Raw genomic sequence first — 19071 nt, forward strand, 5'->3', positions numbered from 1 at the left:
TTTAATAGCCAAACCATGCGGCTTGGCTATGCTATGAGGTATTAATCCAAATTTCTCTGGGCTATCCCTCTGTGAAAGGCAGATTGCATACGCGTTACGCACCCGTGCGCCGGTCTCAAAGCCCGAAGACTTCTACCCCTCGACTTGCATGTGTTAAGCCTGCCGCTAGCGTTCATCCTGAGCCAGGATCAAACTCTTCATCGTATATTTTAATATTATATAGTCGATGCCTATCTATCGGTTCTTTTTCGAATCTCTCGATTCCATTACTCTTATTCTATTTTGCTCTAGCATCTCTGCTAAAGCGGCTGTCAATTCAATATGTCTACGAACGTGTCTTTTTCTGTCTTTCGCTTGTGTTTCAAAGCGGGTGCAAAACTAAAACTTCTTTTTGTTTCTCGCAAGAAAAAGTTGAAAAATTTTTAAAGCTTTATTTTCGCCCCATCTCTCCAATTTTTTCTGCCAGTATATCAAGGAACTTTCCGTGTTTTGCGGGGTGCAAATGTAAAAAGCTTTTTCTTTTCCCGCAAGCTTTTTCGAATCTTTTTTTTGGAAATTTCTTCCCGTTTCCAATTCGTATGCTGCGGAATGTCTAAGAGCGTTTTTCGCTGTTGCGGGTGCAAAAGTAGAACCTTTTTCCGCTTTTCCAATGCTTTTGCCCAGCTTTTTTTGATCTTTTTTTTTGATTATTTCTTAACGCACTGATAACGGCAGGTTTACATTTCAGGATTTTTTCGTTTTGCGTGGGGTTTTTCTTAGTTTGGCTGCTGTTTCCGCTATTTTGCCGCAAAGGCGCTAAGGCGCAAAGGCTCTTTTTCCCGCTTTTTACGCTCTAAAGACGCCTGGCTTTCCCGGCCGTTCTTCTGAAAACCGATGCCATAGCCCCGATAGGAGCGGAAATCCTTCTGCTTTTTTCTTTAAAAAGCAGAAGATTGGAGCGCATAGCGGGATTTAGCTCCTAATTAATATTAAAATTCCAATCTTTTAAATTCCAAATTCCAAAACTCGATGCGCTTCGCTCCGCTCAGACCGGCAGTCGAGGCTTTCTCCTTATTATACAAATATAAGACGCACTGCAGTGCATCTCTACGGGAAATTGAAGCTTGATTAATCTCATTATAAATCTATACACATATATAATTACTTTTTATTTAAATCTTTTGCTCTTTGCTGCCACTTCTCTGATAGATCTTCATAATCTACGGGACTGGCTGGTTTCTGATTTACCAATCGGCCAGATTCAAATGCACGAACCAAAATTGTCTCTATTAAATAGTCTTCGTTGACATCGTATGGCTTATACTCCTCTTTTAAACTTATATCAAATAAATTAGCCGTTGTGTTTGATACAAAGGCTTTGAATCCGCTTTTTAAGGTTTTAACCAACTCATAGGTTGTAATTCCTGTTTGACGATGAATCAATTTCACTAAAATCTGCCCTTGTTTTCTAGAGAGTTTTTTAAGCCTTTCTTCAAATTCGTTATTCAGATAATCTTCGACGATCTTAAAATACTTCTTTTTTTCACGGCTAGTTTTTAAACGAGCCATCCCATTATTTAATGCAGTTAATCTTTCTGAAGCTAACTTTGCATAAGGATATACTTTATACACTCTGTTTTGAAGAATCTGAAATTGTTTCATTTCTTCTGGAGTCATCTTTTGCCCTTTTGAAATAATAATTTCTGGCAATTGAATAGTATCACTTAGAATAGAATCTTTCTCTGTCAATATGTATCCCATTTGCTCGTTTTCCTTAGGAGTAACTTGGGCTTTAGAAGAAAAACAAACTAAGAGTATAAATAAAAAGGTGGTTAGTCTCATTGAATCATAATTTAAATGTAAAATTATATATTTATACACAACTCTGATACCAAATTTATATTTTAGCGAAAAAATATTTTTATGAGTACAAAATCTATCTTAAATGATACCTCAATAGCATTTTTAGAAAGCTACCTAAATAACGCTTCTCCAACAGGTTACGAAAGTGAGGGGCAAAAACTTTGGATGAATTATTTAAAACCTTATGTAGATACTTTTATTACAGATACTTATGGAACGGTTGTTGGTGTAATTAATCCAGACGCTCCTTATAAAGTTGTAATTGAGGGACATGCAGATGAAATTTCATGGTATGTAAACTATATTACAGAGGATGGTTTAATATATGTAATACGAAATGGCGGTTCTGATCATCAGATTGCTCCTTCTAAAAGAGTAAATATTCATACTAAAAATGGAATCGTGAAAGGTGTTTTTGGATGGCCAGCAATTCATACCCGTTTACGTGACAAAGAAGAGATTCCTAAATTAAGTAATATTTTTATAGATTTAGGATGTGAAACCAAAGAGCAAGTTGAAGCATTAGGCGTTCATGTTGGATGTGTAATTACATATCCTGACGAATTTATGATTTTGAACGAGAATAAGTTTGTTTGTCGTGCAATTGATAATAGAATGGGCGGTTTTATGATCGCTGAAATTGCTCGATTATTAAAGGAAAACAATAAAAAACTTCCATTTGGTTTATACATCGTAAATTCTGTTCAGGAAGAAATTGGTCTTAGAGGAGCTGAAATGATTGCGCATCGCATAAAACCAAATGTAGCTATTGTGACTGATGTTACTCACGACACCACTACCCCAATGATTGATAAAAAAGTGGAAGGCGACCTTAAAATGGGTAAAGGTCCTGTTATTGGCTACTCTCCTGCTATTCAGAATAAATTGCGCGATTTGATTGTAGAAACTGCAGAAGAAAACAAAATTCCGTTTCAGAGACATGCCACCTCGCGAGCAACGGGTACAGATACTGATGCTTTTGCTTATAGTAATGGCGGTGTGCCATCTGCTTTGATCTCTCTTCCGTTACGATACATGCACACTACTGTAGAAATGGTTCATAGAGAGGACGTTGAAAACGTAATTAAGCTTATTTATGAAGCTCTACTGAAAATTGAAAACAACGAAACGTTTTCTTATTTTAACTAATATACTTTTAATGTAAATCCGATTTGGGTTATTAAATCGGATTTACAAATTAAAAAACCAGACATGAAAATACTACTGCTCGAAGACGATTTTACTTTATCTAAAGAAATCTCGGCATTCTTTACTTCAAAAGAATTCGAGTGTATTCCTTATTATGACGGTTCTTTGCTTCTGAAAAAGTATTTTCCATATGAATATGATCTTATTATTCTTGATATAAATGTTCCTGGAATAAATGGAATTGATGTTTGCAAAGGCATTCGGGAAACCGATAAAAAAACACCTATTATAATGCTAACGGCTTTTAGTGAAATTGAAGATAAATTATCTTCTTTTGATAATGGTGCAGATGACTATCTTGTAAAGCCATTTCATTTTGACGAACTGTACGCAAGAGCGCAATCTCTTTTAAGGAGAAAAGAGATTCCTCAACAGACAGAAAGTAAAATCACTATTAAAGATCTAGAAATCTTTGAAGAAGATATGAAAGTCTTTAGATCTGGAGAAGAAATTAAACTTACTCCAAAAGAATTCAAGTTAATCCTAATTTTAGCGCATGCAAAAGGAAAAGTGCTTTCTAAACAATTTATAGCAGAGAAGCTTTGGGATTATCATATCGAAACCAATCAGAACACTATTGAGGTTTATATTAATTTTTTAAGAAAAAAGATTGATAAAGAACATGAAATAAAACTTCTCCGAACCAAAGTTGGTTACGGATATTATCTAAGCGATCAGGAATGACATTAAAAAATAGAATATCACTTTTAGTAAGTTTACTGTTTACCATCCTTTTTGGACTGGCATCTACGGTGATATTCATTTTGTATTCCAATTATAGAAAAGAAGAATTTCGTGATCGTTTAGAAATCAAAGCTTTATCTAATATTAAATTATTGGTAAACGTAAAACAAGTTGATAATCAGCTTTTAAAAATAATAGACCAAAATTCTATCAATAAATTGTATGATGAAAAGACTTTGGTTTTTGATTCTAATTATAAGTTGATTTATAGCAGTATTGACGATGCCAAGATCAATTGGTCTATTGATGACTTAAAATACCTTAAAAAGAATAAAACTTTTTTTAAACAGCAAGGCGATTATGAAGTTTATGGTGTTTTCTATGACACGAACGACAAAGATTTTTATGCTTTAATTTCTGCCACCGATGATTATGGCAAAAAAAAGTTACTTTTCTTGAGGTATACTTTAGTTATATCATACATCTTTTTTACTTGTGTTTGCTGGCTGTTAACTTCATTTATGGTTAGAAAAGCTATGAATCCACTTCATGCTTTTCATCAGAAAATAAAAAATATAAACGAAAACAACTTAGATACGAGAATTGAATCTAAAAGCACTAAAAATGAAATTGATTTAATTGCTGATGAGTTTAATTTCATGATGGATCGTATCGAACTTTCGTATCAGAGACAAAAGGAATTTACCGCTCACGCATCGCACGAACTGAGAACGCCACTTTCTAGAATGACTTCTCAGATTGAAAACGCCATCGCTGAACCAGAGATACAATCTAAAAACAAATCGTTTTTAAACTCAATATTGACCGATGTCAATCATTTAAGCGAATTAATCAATTCTCTGCTTATCCTTTCGAAAATTGATAACAGAAAAACAGATCATCACGAAATACAAAGAATCGATGAAATTTTATTTTCTTCGATCGAAAAAATAAACAAATCTTTCCCTGATTTTGTTATTCTTTTTGAAATGGAAGAAAGCGAAGATCTTGATACCGCTTTAGAAATAAAAGGAAACAAAAATCTTTTAGAAATAGCTTTAACCAATATCTTAAAAAACGCCTGTGTTTATTCAGACAATAAACAGGCAAAAGTAAAAATAAGCACGGACCATCATCATCTTATTGTTTCTGTATCCAATACAGGAGAAACCTTAAACGAAGAAGAACAGAAGAATCTTTTTCAGCCTTTTATGCGTGGCCACAATTCAAAAGGAACCTCTGGTTTTGGGCTTGGCTTAAGAATTGTGCAACGCATTCTTATATTGCACAAAGCAAACATAACTTACTCCATACCAAATATTAACACGAATTTATTTCAGTTATTTTTTAATTTGTAAGCAATTTTAAGCTATTTTTAAGGTAGATTTTAAGCTCTCTTAAAGCCTGTTGATAGCATATTTGTACAACTTAAAGATGATACAATGAAAAAGTTATTCGCATTGCTATTATTTGCACTTTTAAATCAAGCTGCAATAGCACAAAAATCACTCACTCTTCAAGACTGTGAAAGTCAATTTTTGAAAAAAAACCTTTTTTTACTGGCATCCCAATATAATATTGATGCTGCAAAAGCACTCACTATTCAGGCTCGTATTTGGGACAATCCAACTATAACAGCAGAATTGAATGCTTATAATCCTGAAAGAGATAAGTTTTTTGATATTGGCAAAGAAGGTCAAAAAGCATTTAGCATCGAACAGCTTATTTATCTTGGAGGAAAAAAACGCAACGAAGTCAAGTTAGCTCAAACCAATACCCAATTGGCAGAATTACAATTTAATGATGTGCTGCGAACCTTAAAACTGCAATTGCGCAAAAGCTTTTATACGGTTTATTATAATACCAAAAACCTTGAAAACACCGACAAGCAATTGGCGCATATCGAGAATTTAATTAACTCTTATTCTGTACAGGCTCAGAAAGGAAATATTCCTTTAAAAGATGTTGTTCGATTACAGTCATTATATCTAAATTTTAAAAATGAACGTCTAGAAGTTATAAATAACAATATCGAAGAACAGGCTAATTTAAAATTGCTTTTGAATGAAACCGAAAATGTAATTCCGGTTGTAAGCAAAGACGATTCGAATAAATATTTAAAAATAATCGATTTTGATCTGAAAAGCTTCGAAGAACAAGCTATTGCAAATCGCCCAGATTATTTAGCCAAACAAAAAGAAATTGATGCGAATGAGTTAAATGTAAAATGGCAAAAATCGCTTTCTGTTCCAGACCTTACTCTTGGTGCCAATTATGACCAGCGAAGTGGAGCTTTCAACAAAGAAGCCAATGTTAGTATTGGCATTCCGCTTCCTTTATGGAATAAAAATAAAGGAAATATTAAGTACGCCCAAACCATTTTGGAACAGTCTAAAATTGAAAAGCAAAATTTTGAACTGCAACTGCAAACAGAAATTACATCGGCTTGGACTAAATGGGATGAATCTAGGCAAAACTACAGCGTGATTAAACCAACCGTAAATTCAGATTTTGAAGCGGTTTATAATGGAATGCTTACCAATTTTCAAAAACGAAATGTAAGCCTTTTAGAATTTACCGATTTTATGGAAAGCTACAATCAGGCGATAATACAATTAAACGAATTAAAGAAAAAAGTAGTAATCGCAGGCGAAGAATTAAATAGTACCATCAACAAAGATTTATTTTAAAAAAAACTACAGAAATGAAACATATATTATTCATCGGAATCGCACTAGCAGGTTTATCTCTTACGAGCTGCAAAAAAGAAGTTGAAAATCCTGAGACAAATACCTCTTTTGTTTTGAGTGATACTATGCTTAAAAGCACTACAACAGCCGAAGCTAAAACCCAGCCACTAAAGAACGAACTTAGTTTTTACGGAAAAATCACTGCTGACAATAATAAAATGATTGATGTTTACCCACTTGTTGGTGGAAATGTAATGAAAGTAAATGTGGAACTTGGCGATTATGTTAAGAAAGGACAAGTTCTTGCTACCATAAAAAGTACCGATGTTGCCGATTTTGAAAAACAATCGATCGATGCTAAAAGCGATTTACTTGTAGCTAAAAACAATTTGAAAGTCGCACAGGAATTATTTGATGGAAAACTGAATTCTGAAAGTGATGTGCTTCAGGCAAAATCTGAAGTAAATAAAGCACAATCTCAATTAAGCAAAATTCAGGAAACGTATAAAATATATAATATTAAGGCAGGTTCAATATACGAAGTGACAGCTCCGATAAGCGGTTTTATTATTCAGAAAAGCATTAATCAGGATATGCTTTTACGAAATGACCGTTCTGAAAATATATTTGATATTGCAGAAATCAGCGAAGTTTGGGCGATGGCCAATATTAATGAAATAGATATTAATAAAGTAAAATTGGGAACCAGCGCTGCTGTAACCACTTTGAGTTATCCCGACAAAGCGTTTTACGGAAAAGTAGATAAAATCTACAATGTAATTGATCCAGAAACGAAAGCAATGCAGGCTAGAATTAAGCTGAATAATCCAGATTACATGCTTAAACCTGATATGAATGCCAATATCAAACTGTCTTTTAATGAAAATCAATCTATGATAGCCGTACCGAGTAAAGCTATTGTGTTTGATAAAAGTAAAAATTTTGTTGTGGTATTTAAAGACCGTAACAACATTGAAACCAGACAAGTAGAAGTTTACAGAGTGGTTGGTGATACTACTTATCTTTCAAGCGGTTTAAAAGAAAATGAAAAAGTGATCACCAACAATCAGCTATTTATTTATGGTGCTTTAAATAATTAAGACATGAACAAATTCATAAAAAATATTATTGCTTTTTCGTTAAAGAATAAAGCATTTACCTTCTTTTGGGTTGGATTATTGGCTGTTGCCGGATTTATTTCTTTCAAAAATATGCCTATTGATGCTTTTCCAGATGTTACCAATACGCAGATTATTATCATTACACAATGGAACGGGAAAAGCGCTGAAGAAGTAGAACGATTTGTTACTTCTCCAATTGAGATTGCCATGAACTCGGTTCAGAAAAAAACAAGCGTGCGAAGCATTACTATGTTTGGTCTGTCTGTAATTAAAATCATTTTTGATGATGGCGTAGACGATACTTTTGCACGTTTTCAGGTAAATAATTTGCTGAAAAACGTTTCTCTTCCTGATGATGTTGAACCAGACGTACAGCCGCCATACGGTCCAACCGGTGAAATTTTCAGATATATTGTAAAAAGTGACAGCAGAGACAGTAGAGAATTATTGACCTACCAAAATTGGGTTATCGATAAACAATTGCGTTCTCTTCCTGGTGTTGCCGATTTAAATGTTTTTGGAGGCCAGACCAAAACATATGAAGTTGGGGTTGATCCAATCAAACTGGCAAAATACAATATTACACCTTTACAGGTTTACAACGCTGTAAATGCTGGAAACTTAAACGTTGGTGGTGATGTTATTGAGAAAAACGGACAAGCATTTGTTGTTCGAGGAGTTGGTTTATTGCAATCCAAAGAAGATATTGGAAATATTATCGTAGATGATGCTGGCGGAAACCCAATTTTGGTTAAAAATTTAGCTGACGTTTACGAAAGCTCAATGCCAAGAGTTGGACAAACGGGTATTGGAAATAATGATGATGCCGTTGAAGGAATTGTGGTAATGCGTAAAGGTGAAAACCCGCAGGAAACACTTGCTTTAATAAAAGCCAAAATCAAAGATCTTAATGATAATGTTTTGCCAAAAGACATTAAAATTGAAACGTTCTATGATCGTGATAATTTGATGAATTTCACGACCGAAACTGTAATGCACAACTTATTTGAAGGTATTATTCTGGTTACTGTTGTCGTATTTCTTTTTATGGCCGATTGGAGAACTACTTTTACAGTTTCGATTGTCATTCCGCTTTCCTTATTATTTGCGTTTTTATGTCTTAAAATGATGGGAATGAGCGCCAACCTATTAAGTTTAGGCGCAGTCGATTTCGGAATTATTATTGACGGAGCCGTTGTAATGGTCGAAGGTTTATTTGTAGTTCTAGACCATCGAGCGCATCAGCTGGGAATGGAGAAGTTTAATAAAATTGCAAAAGGAAGTTTGATCAAGAAGACGGGAACAGAAATGGGTAAAGCCATTTTCTTCTCAAAACTGATTATTATTACTGCTTTGCTTCCAATTTTCTCTTTCCAAAAAGTAGAAGGAAAAATGTTCTCTCCCCTAGCCTTTACATTAGGTTTTGCCTTATTGGGAGCGCTTATTTTTACCTTGACTTTGGTTCCAGTTCTTTCTCATATTTTATTAAATAAAAATGTAAAAGAAAAACATAATCCGTTTGTAAATTTTTGGGATCGAATTGTCAGCAAAGGTTTTCAATGGACATTCAAGCATAAAGTACAGACTTTGGTTGCGTCTTTAGGATTATTAGCCGCTGTTTTCTTTTCAGCTGGATTCTTAGGAACAGAATTTTTACCGCAATTAAACGAGGGAGCTTTATGGGTAACAGCAGAATTACCAATGAGCACTTCGCTTCCTGAAAGTGTGAAAACGGCAGCAATGATTAGAAAAGACTTAGAAAGTTTTCCTGAAGTCAAAAAAGTTTTATCTCAAACCGGAAGAAGCAACGATGGAACCGATCCAAATGGTTTTGGATTTATCCAGCTTCAAGTTGACTTGCTGCCAAAAGCAGAATGGAAACGCAAGATTTCTATGGATGATCTGATTAATGAAATGGACAATAAACTCAAAGTGCATCAGGGAATCACGTATAATTATTCTCAGCCCGTAATTGATAACGTTGCCGAATCGGTAGCTGGATTTAAAGCTTCGAATGCCGTAAAAATTTATGGAGATGATTTGAACAAATTAGATCAGCTTGCCAATGAAGTTTTAGCACAAATTAAAAATATTCCAGGTATAAAAGACGCCGGTATTTTGAGAAATGTAGGCCAGCCAGAAATCAGCGTAATTCTAGATCGTGAAAAAATGGCTGCATATGGAGTAACTTTAAGCGATGCGCAAGCAGTTTTAGAATTAGCATTTGGAGGAAAAACAGCAACTGAAAAGTATGAAGATGAAAAGAAATTTGATGTTCGTGTTCGTTTTTCTAAAGAATACCGAAAAGATGAAAAAGATTTGGAGGAAATTAAAGTTCCAACCATCAGCGGAATAAAAATTCCTTTAAAAGAAATCTGCGATATTAAAACCATTACTGGTCCCGCGTTTATTTACAGAGATAATACCAAACGTTTTATTGGAGTAAAATTCTCAGTTCGTGATCGTGATTTAGGAAGTACAATTGCCGAAGCACAACAAAAAGTAAATCAATTAAAACTTCCTGCTGGTTATACCACAGGATGGACGGGAGAATTTGAAAATCAAGTTCGTGCGAGTGCGCGTCTGGCGCAAGTGGTACCTATAAGTTTAATTGGAATTTTTGTGCTGTTGTTTATTTTGTTTGGCAATTTTAAAGATTCTCTACTTGTTCTAGCCAATGTTCCTTTTGCGATTATTGGTGGAATTATTGCACTGCACTTAACAGGAATGAATTTCGGAATTTCTGCCGGAGTTGGATTTATAGCGCTTCTCGGAATTTGTATCCAAAATGGAGTTATTTTAATTTCCGAATTCCATCACAATCTGAAAGCTAAATTCTCTCTCGAAGAATCTATTTTTATGGGAGTAAAAGCCAGAACAAGAGCGGTAGTTATGACAGCATTAATGGCTTCAATCGGATTAATGCCTGCGGCCATTTCTACGGGAATTGGTTCAGAATCGCAGAAACCGCTTGCCATTGTAATTATCGGCGGACTTATGACGGCTACTGTTCTGACTCTACTAGTGTTTCCAATTTTATTCTGGATATTCAATAGAAAGAAGCATGTGCCAATAGAATAAACAATTAAAATAATTAGTTTTAAATCAATTTGTTGGGATTTAAAAAAGAAGAAGCATCATTCTCGCAATGATGCTTTTTTGCTTTAATCAAGTTCAGTATAAAGCAAAAAAAAAGACCTTTTGCTCAGAAAGGTCTTTTTACTAACTCAAAACTTTTAAACTGTTATTTCAAATCTTTCAAAAGCGCAATTGCATCTGAAGCATTTGATGTTTGTGCATATTTCAATGCAGTAAACCCTTTTTCATTTTTAGCATTAGGATTTGCCCCATTAGCCAATAAAACTTTAATGATTTCATGTTTGTTGTAACGTGCAGCGATCATTAACGGAGTAAAATCTTCAGACATCTGATTTACGTCCGCGCCGTATTCAATAAATTTTTTAACTGTTTCAATATCTCCTTTACTAATAGCAACATTTAAAGGAGTTGCAGTATATTCTGTACGCTCAATTGGATTTTTAACAGTTGAAACTACGTTTGAAGCCATTGCCACATTTCCAAATGCCACCAAGGCTAGTCCTAAATAAATAACTGATTTTTTCATAATGATTGATGTTTGTTAAATGATTGATGATGATTTTAATTTGATGATGTAAAAGTAAATCATTTTATCGTATTATGTATTACAAAGTACCATGTTTTAACCAATTCTTAACAGTTGCTTAATAATACGATAATCAAAGAACCTAAACGTTATCAAATTATTGATTTTACTATAATAGACTACATAAAAAGGAAAATGTTACAATAAATCTTATTTTTTTTTATTCTTTTTAAAGTCAATACCCTCTCAGCACATGATTTATTTTTTTAAATTTACTATACGATTAAGAATCAAACGTATAGCAATTTAATGCTCACGCCTTATAATACAAAGCTTCACAGAAAAGGATAAATCAAAAAAGTACTAACCTTAAAACAAATAGCCATGATTTTTATTAAAAGAATACTAGTCATTTTAATTTTACTAATTTCAATTGTTTTAATTGCAGCTTATTTTATGCCTAAAGAATATTCGGTTGAAAGAGAAATTACAATCAACAAACCCGCAGATAGCATTTTTAAATATGTTCGTTCATTAAAAAATCAAAATGAGTTTAGCGTATGGGCAAATATGGATCCGAAAATGAAAGTTAATTATAAGGGGGCTGATGGCATGGTAGGTTCTGTTTCTTCTTGGGAAAGTAATGTTAAAGAAGTTGGTGTTGGAGAACAGGAAATTACAAAGATAACAGAAAACAGACGCTTAGATTTTGCGCTACGTTTTAAAAAACCAATGGAAGATACTGCTGTTGGCTTTATGTCTACACAACCTGTTTCGGTAAATCAGACAAAAGTAAAATGGGGAATCAGCGGGGTGATACCATACCCAACAAATATTATGCTTCCAATGCTTAAAATGGATCAAATGATTGGAAATGATCTGCAAAAAGGTCTTGAAAACTTAAAAGATAAAATGGAAGGGAACTAAATCTTCTCTTTAAAAAAGAAAAGCATCATTTTTTAATGATGCTTTTCTTTTTTTGCTCTTAAAATTTTATTTAAGCCCTTTTAAAATCGCTGCAGATTCTGTTGATTTTGCGTATCGGGCATAATCCAACGCTCTAAGTCCATGAGTATTTTCTATTGACGGTTTAGCTCCATTTGCCAATAAAATTTTTACAATTTCGACATTGTTAAAACGAGCAGCAAGCATTAAAGGAGTCATATTGCGTACAATTTTATTTACATCTGCACCATACTCAATGCTTTTCTTTACGGTTTCTACATCTCCATTGCAAACCGCTAAATGTAAAGGTGATTCTAAATCAAAAGGAATTTCAATTTGATTTTTACTTTCTAACTTCAAATTAGAAGCTGTTGCAAAATTTGCAAATACGGCCAAAGCCGTTCCTAAAACGATTACTGTTTTTTTCATGATTGATTGCTTGTTTAATGATTAATGATTGTGATGATTACTTGTTAGACGCACATTATGCACAAAACGTTGCATTAAAAATGAAAAAAAAATGATGAATTTTTAAAATACTCAATTAGAGAGGCTAAATTGTGTTTTTATATAAATTTTAAGGTAGATTTTCTATTGCATATAATTTACATCAAAAGAAAATGCCCTACAGTAAGATATACAGCAGGGCATTTTTCAATATAAATTTTAAAGCTTAAATTACTTTAATTTCAAGTTTCTTATTTTGAAGAAAGATATTCTAAGACATTTTTTTCAATACGCTGATCAATATTGTCAATATCAGCTTTTACAAATTTTTCTCCTAAAATATTCTCAAATAATTCGATATATCTTTCCGAAACAGATTCAATATATTCATCTGTCATATTTGGAATCTGCTGGCCGTCTTTACCTTGGAAACCATTTTCGATTAGCCAACGGCGAACAAACTCTTTAGATAATTGTTTTTGCTCCTCACCTTTTTCTTGTCTTTCAGCATAACCCTCAGCGTAGAAATAACGAGAAGAATCTGGAGTATGGATTTCGTCAATTAAAACAATAACTCCATCTTTAGTTTTTCCAAACTCATATTTTGTATCTACTAAAATCAATCCGCGTTTAGCTGCGATTTCAGTTCCTCTTTGAAATAAAGCTCTAGTATATTTTTCTAAAACTAAATAGTCTTCTTCAGAAACAATTCCTTTTGCCAAAATATCTTCGCGAGAAATATCTTCGTCATGAGAACCATTATCAGCTTTTGTAGTCGGCGTAATAATTGGCTCAGGAAATTTATCGTTTTCTTTTAGACCTTCAGCCATAGTAACGCCACAGATTTGTTTTCTACCTGCTGCATATTCACGAGCTGCGTGTCCAGACAAATAACCGCGAATAACCATTTCTACTTTAAAAGGATCACATAAATGTCCAACGGCAACATTTGGATCTGGAGTAGCAATCAGCCAGTTTGGAACGATATCTTGCGTCAATTCCATAAATTTTGTTGCAATCTGATTCAAGATTTGTCCTTTGTACGGAATTCCTTTTGGCAAAACTACATCAAAAGCCGAAAGTCTATCGGTAGCTACCATTACTAAAAGTTCGTCGTTAATATTGTAAACTTCTCTAACTTTTCCGCGGTAAACTGATTTCTGATTCGGGAAATTAAAATTTGTAGTTGTGATTGTATTGCTCATTATCTAGTTGTGTTGTTTTTTTATGAAGGCAAATTTAAAACTATTTGCAAGAGCAAACAAAGAAAAAATCACTTCAATTTTAGTGAATTATTTAAAGTTTAAAATTCCTTTGCCAAAAGATTTAACTGACTCGTCTAAGGCAGCAAGTGTAGTGTCAGTTAATTTTTTAAAATCTTCTGACTGTACAATCAAAATTTGCCCTTGATTATGAACAAGTGCATTGGGCACAAAAATTACCGCCTTTCCGTTTTCATCTTCTTCAATTAAATGTGCAGGCTGCCAAAAATTTCCGTTTTTAAACAGAATAGGCAAATCTGTAACAGGTTTTGGCTCATGATTTCTTTTTAAAAGCTTTTCTTCTGCCTCTTTTTTATTTTTTTCATAACCTGGCAAAAAGATCATCAGCTTCTCGTCTACCCAATTGGTAAATCTTTTTAAAATAGACAAACGCATCAAAAAGCCACTTAAATAAATTAAAACCACCAAAATCATTCCGCCCACAATATCGGTCGCGTATTTTCCTAATATCAAATCCAAACGCAGGAAGTGTGCAAATTTTTCTCCATAATTCTGAAAAAACTTCCAGACTTTTCCCAATAGAATAAAAAAAACTAAAAGCGGTAATAAAACTAATGCCCCCGAAATCAAGTTTCGTTCAGCTTGAAGTAGAAATTTTTTCATGGTTAAATAATTAAGGTTAAAAAAATAAGAGCTAACTCTCTGTGAATTAGCTCTTATAAAAATAACTATAATTTATTATCCAGCAATAAACTGAATATAAAATACTCTTAATTAAGTTGTTGCAAACTCTTTATCTAAAATTTTAGAAGCAATATATTTTGCAACGCCATCCTCTGCATTTGTTTTAATTACTTCTAAATCTGGTAAAGCATCTTTTAAAATTGAAGGCGCATTCCCCATAATCAAACCTTTTCCGGTTGCAGACAACATTTGTAAATCGTTAAAACCATCTCCAAACGAAATAGCTTCATCCAAAGTAAAACCTTCTTTTTCTAATACTTTTTCAATTGCAACTGCTTTGTCTACAGATTTATCCATAAATTCTAAACAAGTCGGCAAACTAAAAGCATGATGCAAATGCTCCGAAGAATTAGCTAAAACAGCATCTCTCACTTTTATTAATTTCTCGTGATTATCACATGAAAAGAAGATTTTAATAGCTTTAAAGTCTTCAATAGTTTTATAATCGACTAATTCTGGACGGTATTTTAATTCGGCCTGAAAAGAATTTAATCTTTCGTTCCATTTATTGGTTTGCCAAACATTCTCCTTGAATAATACAACCGTTACGTCTGGGTCTATTTCTATATTCAAGGCTGCTTTGACAACATCACTGTCTAAATTAAAAGCAAAAAGCTCTTCTTTATTCGGCGAATGGATTCTTCCTCCGTTAGAACTTACCAGATAAACTGGCACTTCTAGCTTGTCTATAATAGCAAATGCATCAAGATGATGACGTCCTGTAGCTACAATAATCAAATAACCTTGATTGTGAAGTTCTTGAAAAATTGATTTTGTGTAATCTGAAATTCTGTGTTGTGGGTTGAGTAAAGTTCCGTCAAGGTCACTTACAACCGCTTTTATATTTTTAAGTTTTGTCATATTAATTATCAAATTCGATGATATGCAAATTTACGGTTTTAAGCTCGGCTAGACAAAGATTACAGCCTTTGAAAGCCAAAATTGAGGTAAGTTTATTATTTATTTAACTATTCCGTTAAATATTACTATATAAACAATTTAAATCTTAACAATTCCTGTTTTATATAAATTTATTGCTTTCTGAATTATTGTTTCAATTTGTTCTAAAGGCAAATCTTCATAAACATCAAACATCATTATTTTCATTCTTGAACGATTCTCCTGAATTAGAAAAGATTCTTCAAAATGTTTTCCTTCCACAATTCCGATATAAGGTTGTTTGAGTTTTTTATGAATCCATAGATAGCAAAACATTTTTTCTTTATAACAAAAAAATGGCATTCCATATTTTAAAACATTGGTAATATTATTGTCCTGTTTTAAAATGATTTCTTTTAATGCGAGAAATATCCCTTTTATGGGTTCTTCTTGGTTTAAATAGAAATCATCTAATTGTTTCATTTTTTAATACGTTTTTTTAATTTTCGCAGTACGTGCATAAACTCTTTTTAACGTGTCATAACCTGAACAATTAGAGCTTGCTTTAAATTCATAAACTAAAGAATCATTTTTAAGATAGAATCTTTCTTTTGAAAAAATTAAAAAGTCTACATTTTGGTTAGGATTACAATTTGGAATAGTCAACGTATCTTTTCTTCTAGTTTCCCCAAATTTTATACATCTTGTATATGGAAACATTCGATAACATGTATCACTGCTCGTACTGTTTAATTCAATAGCATCCCCTACTAGTTTCCATTTCCCTTTAGAAATTACTCTCCAGTCGCACCCCGCTCCTTTATAAGAAAAAGTGCTGTCTTTATTTATCTTTAACAAATGGCTGCCTGGAATAATATATTCCGTATCATACCAATTACCAACAAACTTATTTTTTGGGATTTCTTTTTTTTGACATGAAAGCAAACCTATAAATAATATTAAAATCGATATTCTAATTTTCATTTAAATCTCATTTGATTAATCTCTAATTCAAAAAAAATATTCGTTTTGCACCTTTTATATAAAACGTACAAAACGAATATTAATAAATGTTAAAACACAATTCACGATTTACATTTAACATTTCACTACAATAATTATTAATCGTGATTCTCGATTTGTTTATAAGCGTCAATCACCTTTTTAACCAATCTGTGACGTACGATATCTTTATCATCCAAATAAATAATTCCGATACCTTCAATGTCTTTTAGAACCAAAAGCGCTTCTTTAAGACCAGAAATTGTTCTGCGAGGCAAATCGACCTGCCCAGGATCACCAGTAATCATGAATTTGGCATTTTTTCCCATACGGGTCAAAAACATTTTCATCTGTGAGTGAGTAGTATTCTGAGCTTCGTCAAGAATTACAAAAGCATTGTCAAGAGTTCGTCCACGCATAAAAGCTAAAGGTGCAATTTGAATAATTCCTTTTAGGATATAATCTTCCAATTTTTCGTTCGGAATCATATCTCGCAAGGCATCATAAAGCGGTTGCATGTAAGGATCAAGTTTTTCTTTCATATCTCCAGGCAAGAAACCAAGGTTTTCACCAGCTTCAACCGCAGGACGTGTTAGAATGATTCTTTTTACTTCCTTATCCTTCAGCATTTTTACTGCCATTGCAACTCCCGTGTACGTTTTTCCTGTACCGGCAGGCCCTACTGCAAAGACCATATCGTTCTTTTTTACAGTATCAACCAGCAATTGCTGATTTGGTGTCATTGCCTTTACAATCTTACCGCCAACACCATGAACTAAGATTTTGTCATGATCGTAAGCTCTCTTTTCGTCCTGACCATCACTCATTATTACACGTTCAATTACATTATCGTCAATATTGTTGTAACGTGTAAAGTGAAGCATTAATCTTTGAAATCTTTTTTCGAATTCGTCTAAAACTTCTTTTTCGCCAAATGCTTTTAAAGTTGTCCCTCGCGCTACGATTTTAAGCTTCGGGTAATACTTTTTAATGATTTCTAAATGGCTGTCTTGCGCGCCCCAAAATTCTTTTGGTGCAATATCTACTAGCTCGATTATTCTTTCGTTCAAATGAAGTAGTTTTAAATTAAAAATTCCTTTTAATATTTAGTGGTTGTCGGGTCTTTTCTATTTATCACAATAATCAAACTCAGTTTTCAATTTCATTCTCATAAAACTTAAATCAGTGTTTTTGAATATTGTAACTTGCAAATGCTTTAAAAATCACAATTTGTCTTTTCTTTCTTTCAATTTGTGTTTACTATTATTAGCTTTGCATTTCTCAAATTTAATGAAAATTAGATTTAAATACTATCAATAGTTATAAACAAAAATATGTCAATAATTACCCTTACTACAGACTACGGCTTGAAAGACCACTTTGTGGGGTCGCTGAAGGGTAAAATACTTTCTGAAAATCCAGAAGTTCAAATCATTGACATTTCTCATGACATTGATCCCTTTAATACTGCCGAAGCAAGTTACATTATTGGTGCAGCTTATATGAGCTTCCCAAAAGGAACGGTTCATCTTATTGGTGTCGATATAGAACGCAATAAAGAAAACCAGCATATTGCCATGCAGTGGAACGATCACTACTTTATTTGCGCCGATAACGGAATCCTGAGTATGCTAACGCAAAAAATCGTTCCGCAGAAGATTGTAGCAATTAATATTCACGATCGTTTCCCAATTGAAGCTACAGATCTGGATATATTTATTCAAGTTGCCTCGCATTTATCTAAAGGTGGTTTGCTGAATGTAATCGGAAAAGAAATTCAATCCATTAAAGAAGCAACCGAACTGCAAGCTCTTGTAGCCGACGACGGAAATTCTATAAAAGGAAACATTATTTACATCGATCATTTTGGAAATGTTGTGACTAATATTTCTAAAAAACAATTTTTAGAAATTTCACGCGGACGTCCGTATGAAATTGTTATGAATCCAAAGAGCATCAAAACGATTCTTCCTAATTATTCGGCTATCGCAACTTCTGACAAGTATCCGATTAAAACGTACGAAGGAGAAAAACTGGCTATTTTTAATGAGGCTGGTTTTCTTGAAATTGCTATTTTTAGAAGCAATCCTTCTAAAGTGGGTTCTGCAAACAGTCTTCTAGGTTTGAATTATCGTGATGTGATTACGATTAAATTCTCCTAAAATTATTTTAGATTTTAGAGTTCAGATTTTAGATTTAAAAATGCTAAACATTGGAATTTGGAATTTCTCTATTGGAATTTTATTTTTTTATAAAAACAATAATCTATTTTGGTATTTTTGCGCACCTGTAAGACTTTAGGCAATTCAAAAAAAATCTAAAATCAACAGTCTAAAATCTTAAATTACAAACATGTTTGTTCGAATAGTAAAAATGAGTTTTCACGAAGAAAAAATTCCCGATTTTCTGGAGAATTTTGAATCGGTAAAAGAGAAAATACGAAATGCAGAAGGAAATCGTTTTTTAGAATTGTATCAGGACAAAAATGATAAATGTATCTTTTTTACCTACAGTTACTGGGAAACCGAAGAAGATTTAGAAAATTACAGAAATTCTGAACTGTTTAATACTGTTTGGGATTTTACAAAAAAAACTATTCAATGCAAAACCAGAAGCTTGGAGCGTTGATAAACTGATGAGCTTAAATTAGTTTCAAGTTT

The 19071-nt window shown here is 33.1% G+C and carries 17 protein-coding genes, 1 rRNA gene and 1 pseudogene; 9 read left to right on the forward strand and 10 right to left on the reverse strand.

What is annotated here, in order from left to right:
- Together RB618_RS16485 and RB618_RS16490 are read right to left on the reverse strand one after the other, a co-directional pair.
- A 16S ribosomal RNA gene (locus RB618_RS16485) occupies positions 1-204 on the reverse strand; the annotation flags it as partial.
- 936 nt (positions 205-1140) lie between these two features.
- Positions 1141-1821 carry a DUF4294 domain-containing protein gene (locus tag RB618_RS16490; RefSeq protein ID WP_308069738.1) on the reverse strand — a complete coding sequence of 227 codons (681 nt, stop codon included), beginning with the start codon at positions 1819-1821 and terminating at the stop codon, positions 1141-1143.
- 81 nt (positions 1822-1902) lie between these two features.
- On the opposite strand from RB618_RS16490, the gene RB618_RS16495 reads away from it, so the two are divergent.
- From RB618_RS16495 to RB618_RS16520, 6 genes are all read left to right on the forward strand, one after another.
- Entirely contained in the window at positions 1903-2991 is a 1089-nt protein-coding gene (locus RB618_RS16495) for a M42 family metallopeptidase (RefSeq protein ID WP_308069739.1), read from the forward strand.
- Between the two features lie 63 nt (positions 2992-3054).
- Positions 3055-3735 (forward strand): response regulator transcription factor, encoded by a 681-nt coding sequence (locus tag RB618_RS16500; protein WP_308069740.1) that lies wholly within the window; start codon positions 3055-3057, stop codon positions 3733-3735.
- Positions 3732-5093: a HAMP domain-containing sensor histidine kinase gene (locus tag RB618_RS16505; protein ID WP_308069741.1), complete on the forward strand. Its 1362-nt coding sequence runs from the start codon at positions 3732-3734 to the stop codon at positions 5091-5093. Before RB618_RS16500 ends, RB618_RS16505 begins: the two co-directional genes overlap by 4 nt.
- A gap of 84 nt (positions 5094-5177) precedes the next feature.
- Positions 5178-6425 (forward strand): TolC family protein, encoded by a 1248-nt coding sequence (locus RB618_RS16510; protein WP_308069742.1) that lies wholly within the window; start codon positions 5178-5180, stop codon positions 6423-6425.
- A gap of 14 nt (positions 6426-6439) precedes the next feature.
- Positions 6440-7525: an efflux RND transporter periplasmic adaptor subunit gene (locus RB618_RS16515; RefSeq protein WP_308069743.1), complete on the forward strand. Its 1086-nt coding sequence runs from the start codon at positions 6440-6442 to the stop codon at positions 7523-7525.
- A 3-nt stretch (positions 7526-7528) separates the two neighbouring features.
- The gene (locus tag RB618_RS16520; protein ID WP_308069744.1) at positions 7529-10627 is read left to right on the forward strand and encodes a CusA/CzcA family heavy metal efflux RND transporter; all 3099 of its coding nucleotides are present in this window, start codon (positions 7529-7531) and stop codon (positions 10625-10627) included.
- A 163-nt stretch (positions 10628-10790) separates the two neighbouring features.
- Here the strand turns inward: RB618_RS16520 and RB618_RS16525 are convergent, their stop codons facing one another.
- Positions 10791-11171: an ankyrin repeat domain-containing protein gene (locus RB618_RS16525; RefSeq protein ID WP_308069745.1), complete on the reverse strand. Its 381-nt coding sequence runs from the start codon at positions 11169-11171 to the stop codon at positions 10791-10793.
- 384 nt (positions 11172-11555) lie between these two features.
- Here RB618_RS16525 and RB618_RS16530 point away from each other — a divergent pair, with 384 nt between their 5' ends.
- A complete protein-coding gene (locus RB618_RS16530; RefSeq protein ID WP_308069746.1) occupies positions 11556-12098 on the forward strand; it encodes an SRPBCC family protein in 543 nt (180 codons plus the stop codon).
- 66 nt (positions 12099-12164) lie between these two features.
- Here the strand turns inward: RB618_RS16530 and RB618_RS16535 are convergent, their stop codons facing one another.
- The 7 genes from RB618_RS16535 to RB618_RS16565 all read right to left on the reverse strand — a co-directional run bounded on the left by RB618_RS16535 (position 12165) and on the right by RB618_RS16565 (position 17481).
- The gene (locus tag RB618_RS16535) at positions 12165-12545 is read right to left on the reverse strand and encodes an ankyrin repeat domain-containing protein (RefSeq protein WP_308069747.1); all 381 of its coding nucleotides are present in this window, start codon (positions 12543-12545) and stop codon (positions 12165-12167) included.
- Between the two features lie 269 nt (positions 12546-12814).
- Entirely contained in the window at positions 12815-13768 is a 954-nt protein-coding gene (locus RB618_RS16540; protein WP_308069748.1) for a phosphoribosylaminoimidazolesuccinocarboxamide synthase, read from the reverse strand.
- Between the two features lie 87 nt (positions 13769-13855).
- Positions 13856-14449 carry a hypothetical protein gene (locus RB618_RS16545; RefSeq protein ID WP_308069749.1) on the reverse strand — a complete coding sequence of 198 codons (594 nt, stop codon included), beginning with the start codon at positions 14447-14449 and terminating at the stop codon, positions 13856-13858.
- A gap of 111 nt (positions 14450-14560) precedes the next feature.
- Entirely contained in the window at positions 14561-15391 is an 831-nt protein-coding gene (locus RB618_RS16550) for a Cof-type HAD-IIB family hydrolase (protein WP_308069750.1), read from the reverse strand.
- Positions 15392-15529: 138 nt separating this feature from the next.
- Positions 15530-15892, reverse strand: coding sequence for a DUF1801 domain-containing protein (locus tag RB618_RS16555; protein ID WP_308069751.1), 363 nt, complete (start codon positions 15890-15892; stop codon positions 15530-15532).
- A 3-nt stretch (positions 15893-15895) separates the two neighbouring features.
- Positions 15896-16393 carry a hypothetical protein gene (locus tag RB618_RS16560; protein ID WP_308069752.1) on the reverse strand — a complete coding sequence of 166 codons (498 nt, stop codon included), beginning with the start codon at positions 16391-16393 and terminating at the stop codon, positions 15896-15898.
- Positions 16394-16530: 137 nt separating this feature from the next.
- A complete protein-coding gene (locus RB618_RS16565; protein WP_008469028.1) occupies positions 16531-17481 on the reverse strand; it encodes a PhoH family protein in 951 nt (316 codons plus the stop codon).
- Between the two features lie 264 nt (positions 17482-17745).
- On the opposite strand from RB618_RS16565, the gene RB618_RS16570 reads away from it, so the two are divergent.
- Together RB618_RS16570 and RB618_RS16575 are read left to right on the forward strand one after the other, a co-directional pair.
- Positions 17746-18573 (forward strand): S-adenosyl-l-methionine hydroxide adenosyltransferase family protein, encoded by an 828-nt coding sequence (locus RB618_RS16570; RefSeq protein ID WP_111423320.1) that lies wholly within the window; start codon positions 17746-17748, stop codon positions 18571-18573.
- Between the two features lie 190 nt (positions 18574-18763).
- Positions 18764-19061: pseudogene (locus tag RB618_RS16575) on the forward strand (putative quinol monooxygenase).
- The last annotated feature ends 10 nt before the right edge of the window (positions 19062-19071 follow it).

Source organism: Flavobacterium sp. LHD-85, from assembly GCF_030929595.1.
GTDB lineage: Bacteria > Bacteroidota > Bacteroidia > Flavobacteriales > Flavobacteriaceae > Flavobacterium.

Coding starts and splice junctions, on each gene's coding strand:
- RB618_RS16490 (WP_308069738.1), bottom strand. CDS start 1,821: ATGAGACTAACCACCTTTTTATTTATACTCTTAGTTTGTTTTTCTTCT.
- RB618_RS16495 (WP_308069739.1), top strand. CDS start 1,903: ATGAGTACAAAATCTATCTTAAATGATACCTCAATAGCATTTTTAGAA.
- RB618_RS16500 (WP_308069740.1), top strand. CDS start 3,055: ATGAAAATACTACTGCTCGAAGACGATTTTACTTTATCTAAAGAAATC.
- RB618_RS16505 (WP_308069741.1), top strand. CDS start 3,732: ATGACATTAAAAAATAGAATATCACTTTTAGTAAGTTTACTGTTTACC.
- RB618_RS16510 (WP_308069742.1), top strand. CDS start 5,178: ATGAAAAAGTTATTCGCATTGCTATTATTTGCACTTTTAAATCAAGCT.
- RB618_RS16515 (WP_308069743.1), top strand. CDS start 6,440: ATGAAACATATATTATTCATCGGAATCGCACTAGCAGGTTTATCTCTT.
- RB618_RS16520 (WP_308069744.1), top strand. CDS start 7,529: ATGAACAAATTCATAAAAAATATTATTGCTTTTTCGTTAAAGAATAAA.
- RB618_RS16525 (WP_308069745.1), bottom strand. CDS start 11,171: ATGAAAAAATCAGTTATTTATTTAGGACTAGCCTTGGTGGCATTTGGA.
- RB618_RS16530 (WP_308069746.1), top strand. CDS start 11,556: ATGATTTTTATTAAAAGAATACTAGTCATTTTAATTTTACTAATTTCA.
- RB618_RS16535 (WP_308069747.1), bottom strand. CDS start 12,545: ATGAAAAAAACAGTAATCGTTTTAGGAACGGCTTTGGCCGTATTTGCA.
- RB618_RS16540 (WP_308069748.1), bottom strand. CDS start 13,768: ATGAGCAATACAATCACAACTACAAATTTTAATTTCCCGAATCAGAAA.
- RB618_RS16545 (WP_308069749.1), bottom strand. CDS start 14,449: ATGAAAAAATTTCTACTTCAAGCTGAACGAAACTTGATTTCGGGGGCA.
- RB618_RS16550 (WP_308069750.1), bottom strand. CDS start 15,391: ATGACAAAACTTAAAAATATAAAAGCGGTTGTAAGTGACCTTGACGGA.
- RB618_RS16555 (WP_308069751.1), bottom strand. CDS start 15,892: ATGAAACAATTAGATGATTTCTATTTAAACCAAGAAGAACCCATAAAA.
- RB618_RS16560 (WP_308069752.1), bottom strand. CDS start 16,393: ATGAAAATTAGAATATCGATTTTAATATTATTTATAGGTTTGCTTTCA.
- RB618_RS16570 (WP_111423320.1), top strand. CDS start 17,746: ATGTCAATAATTACCCTTACTACAGACTACGGCTTGAAAGACCACTTT.